Here is a 13,591-nt window from a genome sequence, read left to right as displayed (position 1 = left end):
CCCGCCGGGCCGCCCGCCGCGACGCGAGCCTCCTCGAGGGCGCCGCGCAGTTCCTCGACGCGGGCGCGTTCCGCCGTGAGATCGGTGTCGAGCCGGGCCACGGCCGCGGCGGCCGTGGCCGCCTCCTTCTCCGCCGCGGCGCGGGTGTGCGCCAGTTCGTCACGCAGGGTCGCGAGCTCCGATTCGAGCCGGGCGAGCTGCTGTTGCTGGGTGGTGACGGTCGACCGGTACTCGGCGATCTCCGCGGCGTGCGCGGCCGCGGTGGCGTCGATGCGTTCCTGCCAGGTGCGCAGTGTGTCCGCGTGCTCCTCGGCCGCTCGTGTCGACTCGTCGCGATGCGCGGTCTCGAGGTCCCGGATCCGGGTGTCGTGCGCGGCGCGGGCGTCCGCCAGCTCGCGGTCGACGGCCTCGACGGCGGCCTCCGCGTTGTCGCGGTCCTCGGTTGCCTGGGCGAGTTGCTCGCGCAGGCGGGCGATCCTGGCATCCGCGTCCGCCTTCACCTTCGCCAGCTCCGTGGTGGCCCGGGTCATCTGCGCCTCGAGTGCGTCCGGGTCGGTGAGCTTGTCGACGGCCGCGGTGATCTGCGCGGCGACGGCGTTGTACTGCGCGAGCGACGTCGCGTTCAGGGTGCGGAGCGCGGCGACGGCGGACGCCAGGTTGGTGGCTGCTTCGGCCGGGCCCGGGGGAGTGGTCAGCTCGGCCAGGGAGGCCGCCTCCCTCTTCTGCCGTTCGCGTTCTCGGTAGGCCCGGACCCGGTCTGCGGCGGACGCGTACTTGCGCGGCCGTCCCGGCTTCGGGCGCGCGTCGGGCATGCGTTGGTCGGGCATGCGCTGGTCGGGCAGGGAGTCGCCGGTGCTCGCTTCGCTCACGGATTCCTCATCTCGGTCGGTGGTTGCCGCCATATCTATCAGGGGGAGGGAGAGGCCAGGAGGCGTTAGTGGAATCGGCTGCCTACGGAATTCCTTGATTAGCCGAATCACTGCCCAGCTCTTTCTCGACCGAGCTCACCAGCCGAGCACACGAGGAGGGGGCCTTCCGGCGGGCTGAATACGGGCCCCGGCGCGTCCTATGGGCCGCAGTGTACGTGTCTCAAAACGAAATGAATTACGAAACGAAATGAATGAGAAAAAATAATAGCAGTTAGATAACTGGTGCTATGCGGACGAAACTCGAAACGTTACGAAGACCCATCCAGTCGACCTCCGAAAGGGCGCATAGATTCGCATATATGCATGGATCGGGCATGATCGTCATAACCCCCTCTTATAGTGAGTCGGAACGCCGTGGGTGGGCGAAAAGTGGGGAGGGGTTCCGTGCCGGAGCTCGGCGGTGAACCATCGGCCCTTCCGTACCCACACGAGGGTGGGGCGGGGGCTACGGATCAGACTGGCGCGGAAGAGGTTTCGTGGCCGGACGGGCGCGAAGATGCGCTCGTTCACCCTGCTTGCCGAACAGGCTGAGGAACTCGACCGGCTCGGCACCGGCGGCGCCGAACCAGTGCGGCACGCGAGTGTCGAACTCGGCCGCCTCCCCGGGCGAGAGAACAAGGTCGTGCTCACCGAGGACGAGCCGTAGCCGTCCGTCGAGGACGTAGAGCCACTCGTACCCCTCGTGGGTCTGGGGATCCGGTTCCCCGCGGCTGCTGTCGGCGGGGAGCACCAGCTTGTACGCCTGGATCCCGCCGGCTCGCCGGGTGAGCGGCACCATGGTCATGCCGTGCCGGGTGACGGGACGCAGGTGAATGCGCGGGTCGCCCGTCGGCGGGGCGCCGACCAGTTCGTCGAGCGTCACCCCGTGCGCTCTGGCCAGGGGCAGCAGCAGCTCGAGCGTCGGTCGGCGGGTTCCGGACTCGAGTCGGGACAGGGTGCTCACCGAGATGCCCGTCGCCGCCGAGAGATCGGTCAACGTCGTCTCGCGGGTACGCCGCAGCGCGCGGAGCCGGGGTCCGACCGTCGCGAGCGCCTGGTCGAGATCGTCCATGCGGCAATTTTGCCATATCGGCAAATTATGTTGCCAGACCTTCGGGTCGGCACGCACAGTCGTCGTGGAGGTGGTCGAGATGAGCGACGTGCTCGGATACGGATACGACGTGGTAGTGATCGGCGGGGGAGCCGCCGGGTTGAATGCGGCACTGATGCTCGCCCGCGCGCGACGGTCGGTGGTCGTCGTCGACGCGGGTGCGCCGCGCAATGCACCGGCGACGGGTGTGCACGGGCTGCTGGGCCGCGAGGGGATCCCGCCGGCCGAACTGCTCGAGCGCGGCCGGGGCGAGGTCCGCGGATACGGCGGTGACGTGGTGCGCGCCGGCGTGGATGCTGTCACCCGCAGAGACGGCGGGTTCGAGGTGGCGCTGTCCGACGGCCGGGTGACCCGGGGGCGTCAGGTGCTGGTGGCCACCGGGGCGGTCGACGACCTGCCCGACGTACCCGGCCTGCGGGCACGGTGGGGACGAGACGTGCTGCACTGCCCGTACTGCCACGGCTGGGAGGTCCGCGACCAGGCGATCGGCGTGCTCGCGAGCGGCCCCATGTCCGTGCACCAGGCCCTGCTGTTCCGGCAGTGGAGCGCCGACGTCACCTTCTTCACCCACACGGCGCCGGGGCCCGCCGCAGAGGAGGCGGAGCAACTGGCCGCGCGTGGCGTCCGGGTGATCGACGGTGAAGTCGTGGCAGTGGAGACCGTCGACGACCGACTTGCGGGGGTACGGCTGCGTGGGGACCGGATGATCGCCCGGGAGGCGCTGGTGGTCGCGCCGCGGATGGTGGTGCGCGCCGATTTTCTCGCGCCCCTCGGGGTGCGGCCGGCGCAGCATCCGGCCGGGGTGGGAGAGCACATTCCGGCGGACGTGACCGGCCGCACCGACGTCCCCGGCGTCTGGGTTGCCGGTAACGTCACCGATCCCGTCGCCCAGGTGGGTGCCGCCGCGGCGGCAGGCGCGGCCGTCGCCGCCCGGATCAACGCGGGCCTGATCGCCGAGGAGACACGGCAGGCAGTCGAGGCCCGTCACGGTCGAGTCCCGGGCCGGTCGCACACGCCCGCGCGCTGACCGACGGGAACAGCTGCTGCCCCGGTGCGCCACACGGGTGCGTGCGTCGCACCCCCGAGCCGGGCACGACGCGCCGGCCGGTGTCGTCGACGCGAGGGGCGCGATCGACGCGTATCGTCCGTGCGCGAAGGGTCGGGCAGAGGAGTGGTGTCACCGTGACGAATCAGTTGCCGGGCAATGATTCCCCCGAGTCGCCACTGCCTGCGCCGGCGCTTCCCCCCGGTGTGGAGGAGGCGATGCGCCGGCTCCGCGCCAAGGCCGCATCGGAGAACACCCGCGCCGCCGTGACCAGCGACTGGAACAAGTTCGCCCGATGGTGCGACACCGTCGGTCACGTCCCCCTTCCGGCCGCGCCCGAACTCGTGGGCTGGTACCTGACCGAGAAGTCGGGCGAACTGCGACCCGACGGGCGGTGGGCGTACGCCCCGTCGACCCTCGCGCGATGGGTCGCGACGATCAACAAGATGCACGCCTTGGCGGGACTGCCGAAGCCGGGACACCACGAGGCCGTGCGAGACGTGGTGCGGGGCATCCGGCGGACCCGTGCGGCGCCACCGGCGCGCCGCACACCCCTGCTCACCGACGACATCCGGGCGATCGTCGGAGCGATGCGCACCGCCGCCACCGAGTGGCCGGATCGGGTAGCCGAGCGCCGCGACTCCGCCCTGCTACTGCTGGGGCTCGCCGGTGCGATGCGCCGGTCGGAACTGTCGGCACTGGCCATGTCCGATGTCGTCGCCCATCGGTCCGACGGGTTGTACGTGACGATTCGTCGCTCGAAGGCGGATCGGGACGCGCGCGGGCGCACCGTCACGCTCCCGTACGGGCGGGATCCGCAGACCTGCCCGGTGTGCGCCTACCGGCGCTGGCGCGAGGTGCTCGACGCATGGGACGCGGACGGTGGGGCGGCGGTGCGGGAGTTGGTGAGCGACGAGTGTGCCGCCGGCGACGAGCACTGCTGCCGCGGTGTCGCGCCGGGGACGGGGAGTGTGGAACGGCCGCTGTTCCGCACGATCCACCGCACCGGTGCCGTCGGCAGCGGCGCCCTGAGCGGGCAGTCGGTGCACTCGATGATCCAGCGCCGGGCGCGGCAGGCGGGGTTCGCGCCCGAGGTGGTTGCCACCTTGGGCGGGCACAGCCTGCGCGCGGGGTTCGTCACCCAGGCCGTCCGCAACGGAGCCACGACCCAGACGATCATGACGCAGACGGGGCACGCCGACGAGCGGATGGTGGCGCTCTACAGCCGCCAGCACGCCGGACTCGCCGGCAATGCCGTCACCGCGCTCGGCCTCTGACCACGGTCAGGTGCGCCCCACGGGCCGGCGCCACGCGCTCGGGTCGGCGGTGAGCGCCGCGAGTAGGTGTTCGGCGGCGTTCGGATTGCGGAACGGTCCGGCCAGCAGGTCCGCATAGACCTGGGACGGTGCCGCGAAGCGTAGTCCGTCGCGTCGCTCCATCCGCTCGAACACCACCGGCGACCACGGCGTGGCCACCACGACGTCGGCGCCGCGGTCGACCGGGCGCAGACCCAGGGCCTGGGCGAACGTGTCCGGGTCGTCGGCGTACACCTCGAGGACCTCGGCGCCTGCGTAGTCGGTGGCCCCGAGACCGGTGATCGCATAGCTCAGGTCGAGCGGTTCGGAGAGATCCGCCCGTACCGTGCCGATGCCGTCGGGCGCGGCGAATCCCCTTGTGACGCAAGGCTTACGGTCCGCAGCCCACGCGCGCAGCATCTTCTCCCAGTGCACCATCGTGATCGGGCCGCGCGGAATGCGGCGGATCAGTTCCCGTTCCCCGAGGACCTCGACGACGCGGTAGGTGGCGCCGGTGGAGGCACCGGAGAGCCGGATCAGTTCCGGTACGGACATCTCCCCGGTGAAGTCGGCGAGCGCCCGGACCACGCGTTCGGACGGTTCGCCGGTGAGCACGCCCGACGGCCGGCCGGGCCCGCGCCACGGGTCGGCGTCGGCGCCGCGGTTGCGCACCCACATCGCCGGCCGGGACGCGACGAGCGTGAGATTCCCGGTCGCGTCGGAATACGAGATGCCGTGCTGATCGAGCTGGCGGCGGACCGGATCGGAGAGATAGTGAGCGCACACGAATCCGCGGTCGGACTCGGACAGTTCCGCGGCGATGCGCGCGACGTCTCCGCTGAGGACGCCGCGGGACGCGATGACCGCGTACGACACCGATTCGCCGTCGGGCGCGGTCACGAGGATCCGGTCGGGGGCCGCGGGGGAGCGGGGGCGGTCGGAGGTGACCGTCCAGCCCAGGGGCAGGCACGCCTCGACCACGGCGATGGCGCGGCGGTAGATGTCGATGGGCCGCTCCGGGCGGGGGCCCGTCGCGCTGTCGGCTGGTTCTGCGAGCGGTGCGGACGCGGTCATGTCCCCACCATAGGTAATCGGTACGACACGGAAGCCCAACAATTTGCGAACACTCGTTCTCGGCCCGTAGTGCAGGGGGAGCGGAGCGGCAGGCGACGAGGCGCAGAGTCTCGGAACAGCAGAATCCGGAGGCCGATGTTCCGTCCGGTCGGTCCCGAGCCGGCGAAGCCATGTGAGGACGTCGAGGGTGGTGCGAAGTGGAGGCCGACTCGGCGGTCGCCCGGAACGACGGGAAATATTCCGAACAATACGGAACATATAAAATTACCGAACCCTTCCTCACTCCCACGACAACTCGCCAACAAACAAAGCAAAGACCCCCGGGCGGCACCTGCGGACTACAGTCCGGGAGTGCCTGCGCCGCGTCCGAATCGCCCGTCTCGCCGGTCTGTGCTGATGTCGCTGGTGGCGGCGGCGATCGCTGTGTATGCCGGCGTACTCCTCCTGTTCGGGGTGAGTTCGCACGAACGGCGGGAGTGGCGGCCCGTGGAGGTGGCTGCCGACTCGGTGCTCGTGGTGGTGACGATGAAGTCGCTGCAGCCGACGGTCGACCGGGTGCATGCGGAGGTCACCATCTATCCCGGGGAGTCGTTCCTCGATGCGAACGGGGCCACGCTCGCCGTGCCGCTGAGTGTGCTGCTCGTGCCGGCTGTCGCGCAGTCGGAGTTGTTCTTCCCGGCTCACACCGTGCCTGTCGCCTACCCGGTGGAACTGCTGGCGCGGGGGCAGGCGATCCGCTGGCCGTTCGACGTCTTCGACGTCACGCCGGTCGTCGTGGAGGTCGACGTGGGGGAGGGAGCGGAGCGGGAGCCGGTGCCGTCGGCGGTGCTGATCGACGGCCGCATCGACGGGTGGTCGATCGACCGTAGAGCGGTCGTGGCGGCCCCGGAGCTCGGTTTCCCCGAGGGGGTGGACGGCACCGAGGTGGTGTTCGTGCGCACCGGGGGCACTCTGGTGTATGCGGCGATCCTGCTGCTGATGATGGTCGTCCTCGCGGTGCTCGCCGCGTTCGTCGCGGTGCAGACGTTCCGGCGGCGCCGGGCAGTCGAAACCGACATGCTCGCCTGGATGGCGGCCATGCTGTTCGCCGTGGTTCCGCTGCGAGGCATCCTGCCGGGTTCGCCGCCGATCGGGTCGTGGGTCGACGTGGCGGTGACCATCTGGGTGGTCACCGCCCTCGTCGCCGCGCTGACGCTGTACGTGTACTGCTGGTGGCGTGACAGCCACCCGTCGCTCACCCGACGGTGACGACGATCCGGCCGTCGTGCACCCGCGCGGGGTAGATGTGGACGGGGTCGATGCCGGGTGCGGTGCACCGTCCGGTGTCGAACCTGAACGCGTACTGGTGCAGGGGGCACACGACGAGGTCGGGGTCGATCTGGCCGTCGGCGAGCGGTCCGCCCCGGTGTGGGCACACCGCGTCCAGCGCCCGGACGGTGCCGTCGCCGAGCAGGAACACGGCGATCTGCCGTCCGCCCGCCGTGTAGGTGCGGCCTTCGCCCGGGGTCAGGTCGCTCAGCGCGCCCACCTCGTACTCCCGCGCGGTGGTCCGGCTTTCGGTGGTGGTCATCGGACCGGCACCTGCGGCAGCGGGAGCAGCGGCAGCGCGGGACGGAACTGTGCCGGCGACTTCGGGGCTGTCCGTTCGAGCCAGGGGTCCCGGTATGCCGCGACGGCGGCGCCGATGCGGTCGTCGAGTCCGGTCACGATGTCCTCCTCGTCTCGGACCAGCAGCGCCTGGAGCCGGTCGATGCCGACGCGGGGCACGAAGTCGTAGGTTCGCTCGAGCCATGCGGCGTTCTCGCGGTAGTACTGGATGAACCGGCCGGCCAGGGCCAGGACGTCGTCGCCGGACACGGGGCCGGCGAGCAGGTCACCCTTGCGGATGTGGGCGCCGGCGGCGCCGCCGACGTAGATCTCCCAGCGTCCGTCGCCGACCGCGACGACGCCGACGTCCTTGCACAGCGCTTCCGAGCAGTTGCGGGGGCATCCGGCCACGGCGAGTTTCAGCTTGGCGGGTGTCTCGAGTCCCTGGAAGCGTTCCTCGAGGGCGATGCCGAGCGCGGTCGAGTCGCCGAGGCCGAAGCGGCAGAAGTCGCTGCCGACACAGGTCTTGACGGTGCGGAAGCTCTTGCCGTAGGCGTATCCGGAGGGCATGTCCAGGTCGGCCCACACCTTCGGCAGGTCCTCCTTGCGGATGCCGAGCAGGTCGATGCGCTGGCCGCCGGTGACCTTGACCATGGGCACGTCGTACTTGTCGGCGACGTCGGCGATGCGCCGCAGCTGGTCCGGGGTGGTGACCCCGCCCTTCATCTGCGGCACCACGGAGAAGGTGCCGTCGCGCTGGATGTTGGCGTGGACGCGGTCGTTGATGAACAGCGCACCCCGTTCGTCGACCCAGTCGGGGCCCCACACGGTGCGCAGCAGCGACGCGAGCGGCATCTTGGCGGTGGCCTCCTCGCGGCCGCCGGGGGCGAGTTCGGCGAAGACCTGGGAGACCGCACGCAGGTCGCGGCGGCGGATCTCGGCGATCAGGTCCGGTTTGGCGAGCGGGATGCACGGCACGTACCAGTTCGCGGCGGGGTCCGCGGCGAGGGCGCCGCCGGCGGCGCAGGCGACGATGTCGGCGACCAGGCTCTTGCACGAGCCGCAGCCCTTCCCGGCGCGGGTGCGGGCGCACACCTGCGCGAGGGTGCCGGCGCCGTCGTGGACGCAGGAGACGATGTCACCCTTGCTGACGCCGTTGCAGTTGCACACCTGGGTTTCGTCCGGCAGGTCGGCGGCGACGTCGGCGCCCTGCGGGTCGCCGAGGTCGAACAGCAGCGCCGCGCGGTCCGCGGGGATCTCGATCCTGCCGTCGAAGGCCTGGGTCAGGGTGGTGGCTCTGCTCACGTCGCCGAGCAGCATGGCGCCGACGAGCCGGTCGTCGCGCACGACGATGCTCTTGTAGATGCCGCTGCGCGGATCGTAGAACTGGACGAACTCGTCGTCTTCGTGTTCGGGTCCCTTGATGCCCATCGCGACGACGTCGATGCCGGCGACCTTGAGGGCGGTGCCGGTGCGCGAGCCCTCGTACGCGGCGTGGGGATTCGTGCCGGTGAGGTGCTCGGCGAGGACGACGGCCTGTTCCCAGACGGGTGCGACGAGCCCGTACACCTCGCCGCGGTGCTGGGCGCATTCGCCGACGGCGTAGATGCTCGATTCTTCCTCGCAGCGCATCTGGTCGTCGACGACGATGCCGCGTTCGACGACGAGGCCGCCGGCGCGGGCGAATTCGGTGTTGGGACGGATGCCGGCGGTGACCACGACCATGTCGGTGTCGACGACGGTGCCGTCGGCGAAGTGCACGGCGGTCACGGCGCCGCGGTCGTCGCGCAGGACGGCGGTGGTGCGGGTGCCGGTGTGCACGGTGATGCCGAGTCGTTCGATTTCGGTGCGCAGTACCCGGCCGCCGCGTTCGTCGAGCTGCTGGTTCATCAGGTGGGTGGGCGAGTGCACCACGGTGACGGTCAGGCCCTGGGTGCGCAGCCCGTAGGCGGCTTCGAGGCCGAGCAGGCCGCCGCCTACGACCACGGCGCGGACGTCGTCGTGGGCGTCGGCCATCTGCAGCATGCCGTTGGTGTCGGCGAGGGTGCGGAAGCCGAAGACCCCGCGGCCGAGCCGTCCGTCCGGTTCACGCAGCCCGTCCATGTTGGGGAAGAAGGTGTTCGATCCGGTCGCGACGACGAGCAGGTCGTAGGGGACCTGCCGGCCGGACTCGCACGTGACGGTCTTGCCGAAGCGGTCGAGACGGGTGGCGCGGTCACCGGCATACAAGGTCACGCCGTTCGCGCGGTACCAGCTCATCGGGTTGAGGACGAGGTCGTCGTCGACGTCGGCCTCCCCGGCCAGCACGTGGGAGAGCATGATCCGGTTGTAGTTGCCGTACGGCTCGTCGCCGATCATGGTGATGTCGAACTGGTCCCGGCCGCCGCGCGCGAGGATCTCCTCGACGGTGCGGGCGCCGGCCATGCCGTTGCCGACGACGAGCAGGCGCCGGCGCGGGCCGTGGTGGTGCGACGCGGTTGGGGTCATGCGTCCAGGGTTGCCGGGGGCGGTGACGGCTCGGCGGCACCGGGGTTACGCGGCGGTCAGGAAGTGCTCACCGCCGCCGGGGTGAGGATGTCAGCGGGAGGGGGAGTCGCGGCGCGGCATCGCCAGCGGGGCGACGACGGCGAGCACGAGGGCGGGCACGACGAAGCTCGCGACCGGGGCGGCGGCGTAGAGGGGGGTCAGTGCCAGCGGGGCGACGGCGCCGCCGGAGAACCGGAACGCCTGCACCACCGAGACGGCGCCGCCGCGGTTGCGGCCCGAGGAGCCGAGGACGGCGGCGTTGACCCCGACGAGCACACACTGGGAGGCGATGCCGGCGACGAACCACGCGGCCGCGACCAGCCACAGCAGTCCGGCGGTGCCGACGACGACGACGAGACCGGCGCCGGCGAGGGCGCCGAGCAGCACGGTGCGACGGGCGCCGATGCGGTCGATGAGGGTGCCGACCCGGCGGGCGGTGAGGATGCCGGCGACGCCGAAGCCGGTCAGGAGCAGGCCCCGTTGCGTGGGGGTCAGACCGAAGACGTCCTCGGCGCGGAAGGCGAGCAGGAAGTTCAACCCGCCGAGTGCTCCCCAACCGAGCAGGGCGACGACCCCGATGCGCACCACGTCGGGGCGCAGCGCGTCGCGCAGCCGTGGCGGGGCCTCGCCGGTGGGCGCGGTCAGCTGCTCGGGCAGGCCGATCACGGCGAGGACGGCGGCCGCCACGGCGATCACGACGAACGCCCACCGCCAGTCGACCTCGGCGGCCAGCCCCCCGACGAGCGGGGCCGAGGTCTGTCCGGCGGCCTGCATCGCCCCGAACAGGCCCAGGGCGCGGCCGAGGCGGGCCCGCGGGACGAGCGCGGCGAGCGCCGCGAGCAGCAGCGGGGTGGTGAAGGCGTTGGCGACGCCCTGCAGGGCCCGGGATGCGAGCAGCAGCCCGAGGGTGGGGGCGAGCGCGGACGCCAGCGACGCGACGGCGTAGACGATGTACGCGGTGCGGACGGTGCGGACCCGTCCCCACCGTGCCCCGAGGGTGCCGGAGACGAGCATGGTCAGCGCGAACGGTCCGAGGTAGGCGGTGAGGGTGCTCGCGGCCGCGCCGGCGCTCACGCCGGTGGAGGCGCCGATCTCCGGCAGCATCGACGCCACGACACCGCCGCCGAAGGGTCCGAGGAATCCTCCGGCGTAGAGGGCGGCACGCGGCAGCGAGGCGCGTGCCGCCCTCACTGGGTGAAGCCGCCCGGGCCTCGTCGCCGCAGGTAGCGTTCGAACTCGGCGGCGAGGGCGTCGCCGTCGATCTTGGCGATGACCTCGGAGATGTCCGATTCGGCGTCGCCGCGTTCCTCGAGGGCGCGGACGTATTCGGCGATCTCCTCGTCGTCCTCGGTCATCGCGGTGACGGTCTGTTCCCATTCCTCGGCGAGGACCGGCAGTTCGCCGAGCGGGACCTCGAGGTCGAGGACGTCTTCGACGCGGCGCAGCAGCGCGACGGTGGCCTTGGGGTTCGGGGGTTGCGAGACGTAGTGGGGGACGGCGGCCCAGAACGACACGGCGGGCACGCCGGCGCGGACGCACGCATCCTGCAGGACCCCGGCGATGCCGGTGGGCCCTTCGTACCGCGAGCCTTCCAGGTTGAAGCGTTTGGCGGCGTCGGTGCTGTAGGCGGTGCCGGTCACGGGGACGGGCCGGGTGTGGGGGGTGTCGGCGAGCAGGGCACCGAGGATGACGACGGTGTGCACGCCGATCTCGTCGGCGAGTTCGATGATGGCGTCGCAGAAGCTGCGCCAGCGCATGTTGGGTTCGATGCCGCGCAGCAGCACGACGTCGCGTGTGCTGCCGGGGGGAGAGCACACCGACAGGCGGGTGGCGGGCCATTCGATCTCGCGGGTGACGCCGTCGACGAGACGCACCATGGGGCGGTTGACCTGGTAGTCGTAGTAGTCCTCGGAGTCCAGTTCGGCGAACGGTTCGGCGTCCCAGATGAGCTCGAGGTGTTCGACGGCGCCGCTGGCCGCGTCACCGGCGTCGTTCCACCCTTCGAATGCGGCGACCAGCACCGGGTCACGCAGGGTCGGCACGTCCGGTTCCGGGGTCTCGGCGAACTCGCTTGCACTCACCTGTCCAGCCTACGGCGAGAGCCGGACGGGCCGCCCACTAGTCTGGAACGCATGTCCACCCCATTGCACTCTGCCTTGCTCGATGCGCTCTCGCAGCGCGTTGTCGTGGGAGACGGGGCGATGGGCACGATGTTGCAGGCCGCGGATCTGAGTCTGGACGACTTCCGCGGCCTCGAGGGGTGCAACGAGATTCTCAACGACTCCCGGCCCGACGTCATCCGGGGAATCCACCGGGCGTACTTCGAGGCGGGAGCGGATGCCGTTTCCACCAACACCTTCGGTTGCAACCTGCCCAACCTCGCCGACTACGACATCGCCGATCGCATCCGGGACCTGTCCGAACGCGGCGCCCGCCTGGCCCGGGAGGTGGCCGACGAGATGGGTCCCGGCCCGGACGGCATGGGACGGTTCGTGCTGGGCTCGATGGGTCCGGGCACGAAGCTGCCCACCCTCGGTCATGCCCCGTTCGCCGTGTTGCGTGACGCCTACACCGAGTCCGCGCTGGGCATGCTCGACGGCGGCGCCGACGCCATCCTCGTCGAGACCTGCCAGGACCTGCTGCAGGCGAAGGCCGCGATCGTCGGTAGCCGCCGCGCGATGGAGCGGTCCGGGCGGCGCATTCCGATCGTCACCCACGTGACGGTGGAGACGACCGGCACGATGCTGCTCGGCAGCGAGATCGGGGCGGCCCTGACGGCGCTCGAGCCGCTGGGCATCGACCTGATCGGGCTGAACTGTGCCACCGGCCCGGAGGAGATGAGCGAGCACCTGCGGCATCTGTCCAAGCATGCCCGGCTGCCGGTGTCGGTGATGCCGAACGCGGGCCTGCCGGTGCTCGGGGCCAACGGCGCCGAGTACCCGTTGACCCCGGAGGAACTGGCGCAGGCGCTCAGCGGGTTCGTCGCCGAGTTCGGGCTGGCGCTGGTCGGCGGCTGCTGCGGCACCACCCCCGAGCACATCCGGCAGGTCGCCGAGGCGGTGCGCGAGACCGAGCGCGCCGAACGCGCTCCCCGGCCGGAGCCGGGCGTGTCGTCGTTGTACTCGGCGGTACCGTTCGAGCAGGACTCGTCGATCCTGATGATCGGCGAGCGCACCAATTCGAACGGGTCGAAGGCGTTCCGGGAGGCGATGCTCGCCGGGGATCATCAGAAGTGCCTGGACATCGCGAAGGATCAGATCCGCGACGGCGCGCACCTGCTGGATCTGAACGTGGACTACGTGGGCCGCGACGGCGCCGCCGACATGGCGGATCTGGCGAGCCGGCTGGCGACGGCGTCGACGTTGCCGATCATGATCGATTCGACGGAGCCGGACGTGATCCGGGCCGGTCTCGAGCATCTCGGGGGCCGGTGCGCGGTGAACTCGGTGAACTACGAGGACGGCGACGGCCCGGGTTCGCGGTTCGAACGGATCATGCAGCACGTGGTCGAGCACGGTGCCGCGGTGGTCGCGTTGACGATCGACGAGGAGGGTCAGGCGCGTACCGCCGAGCACAAGGTGCGCATCGCCGAGCGGCTGATCGCGGATCTGACCGGCAACTGGGGCCTCGGCGAGGAGGACATCGTCGTCGACGCCCTGACGTTCCCGATCTCCACCGGGCAGGAGGAGGTCCGCCGGGACGCCATCGAGACGATCGAGGCGATCCGCGAGATCAAGCGCCGGCATCCGCGGGTGCACTTCACCCTGGGCATCTCGAACGTGTCGTTCGGACTGAACCCGGCGGCGCGGCAGGTGCTGAACTCGGTGTTCCTGCACGAGTGTGTGCAGGCGGGGCTGGACACGGCGATCGTGCACGCGTCGAAGATCCTGCCGATGGCGCGGATCCCGGACGAGCAGCGCGAGACGGCGCTGGACCTGGTGTACGACCGGCGGCGCGAGGGATACGACCCGCTGCAGAAGCTGATGGCGCTGTTCGAAGGGGTGTCGGCGGCGTCGTCGCGCGAGTCCCGCGCGCAGGAGCTCGC

General features: G+C 71.1%; 11 protein-coding genes. 4 read left to right on the top strand and 7 right to left on the bottom strand.

The window, feature by feature from the left end; translation table 11 throughout:
• Both OEY_RS29115 and OEY_RS0124995 read right to left on the bottom strand, forming a co-directional pair.
• Positions 1–869 (bottom strand): hypothetical protein (locus OEY_RS29115; protein WP_010596477.1); only part of this gene is annotated, 869 nt, incomplete at its 3' end.
• A gap of 505 nt (positions 870–1,374) precedes the next feature.
• The gene (locus tag OEY_RS0124995) at positions 1,375–1,980 is read right to left on the bottom strand and encodes a helix-turn-helix domain-containing protein (RefSeq protein WP_010596476.1); all 606 of its coding nucleotides are present in this window, start codon (positions 1,978–1,980) and stop codon (positions 1,375–1,377) included.
• 79 nt (positions 1,981–2,059) lie between these two features.
• On the opposite strand from OEY_RS0124995, the gene OEY_RS0124990 reads away from it, so the two are divergent.
• Together OEY_RS0124990 and OEY_RS0124985 are read left to right on the top strand one after the other, a co-directional pair.
• Complete coding sequence (locus tag OEY_RS0124990) at positions 2,060–3,046, top strand: NAD(P)/FAD-dependent oxidoreductase (RefSeq protein ID WP_225222421.1); 987 nt, start codon at positions 2,060–2,062, stop codon at positions 3,044–3,046.
• Between the two features lie 236 nt (positions 3,047–3,282).
• Positions 3,283–4,341 carry a tyrosine-type recombinase/integrase gene (locus OEY_RS0124985; RefSeq protein WP_010596474.1) on the top strand — a complete coding sequence of 353 codons (1,059 nt, stop codon included), beginning with the start codon at positions 3,283–3,285 and terminating at the stop codon, positions 4,339–4,341.
• Between the two features lie 6 nt (positions 4,342–4,347).
• On the opposite strand, the gene OEY_RS0124980 is transcribed toward OEY_RS0124985, so the two are convergent.
• Positions 4,348–5,433, bottom strand: coding sequence for a hypothetical protein (locus OEY_RS0124980; protein WP_010596473.1), 1,086 nt, complete (start codon positions 5,431–5,433; stop codon positions 4,348–4,350).
• A gap of 396 nt (positions 5,434–5,829) precedes the next feature.
• Between OEY_RS0124980 and OEY_RS0124975 the strand changes: the two genes are divergently transcribed.
• Positions 5,830–6,681, top strand: a complete 852-nt coding sequence (locus OEY_RS0124975) for a DUF4436 family protein (protein WP_172603596.1) — start codon at positions 5,830–5,832, stop codon at positions 6,679–6,681.
• On the opposite strand, the gene OEY_RS0124970 is transcribed toward OEY_RS0124975, so the two are convergent.
• The 4 genes from OEY_RS0124970 to OEY_RS0124955 form a co-directional block, all read right to left on the bottom strand.
• Entirely contained in the window at positions 6,668–7,003 is a 336-nt protein-coding gene (locus OEY_RS0124970) for a Rieske (2Fe-2S) protein (protein ID WP_010596471.1), read from the bottom strand. The two genes, OEY_RS0124975 and OEY_RS0124970, sit on opposite strands and share 14 nt — an antisense overlap.
• Entirely contained in the window at positions 7,000–9,507 is a 2,508-nt protein-coding gene (gene nirB / locus OEY_RS0124965) for a nitrite reductase large subunit NirB (protein WP_010596470.1), read from the bottom strand. The genes OEY_RS0124970 and nirB overlap by 4 nt, the downstream gene beginning before the upstream one ends.
• A 90-nt stretch (positions 9,508–9,597) precedes the next feature.
• Positions 9,598–10,737, bottom strand: coding sequence for an MFS transporter (locus OEY_RS0124960; protein WP_010596469.1), 1,140 nt, complete (start codon positions 10,735–10,737; stop codon positions 9,598–9,600).
• Positions 10,734–11,627 (bottom strand): PAC2 family protein, encoded by an 894-nt coding sequence (locus OEY_RS0124955; protein WP_010596468.1) that lies wholly within the window; start codon positions 11,625–11,627, stop codon positions 10,734–10,736. The genes OEY_RS0124960 and OEY_RS0124955 overlap by 4 nt, the downstream gene beginning before the upstream one ends.
• A 51-nt stretch (positions 11,628–11,678) precedes the next feature.
• On the opposite strand from OEY_RS0124955, the gene OEY_RS0124950 reads away from it, so the two are divergent.
• Positions 11,679–13,591, top strand: a 1,913-nt coding sequence (locus OEY_RS0124950; protein ID WP_043805914.1) for a homocysteine S-methyltransferase family protein, incomplete at its 3' end; no start/stop codon positions are given.

The sequence above is a fragment of the Rhodococcus sp. P14 genome (assembly GCF_000256505.1).
GTDB classification, from domain to species: domain Bacteria; phylum Actinomycetota; class Actinomycetes; order Mycobacteriales; family Mycobacteriaceae; genus Rhodococcus; species Rhodococcus ruber.
The sequence above is the reverse complement of the archived record's forward strand: the minus strand, read 5'-3'. Positions and strand labels throughout refer to the sequence as shown.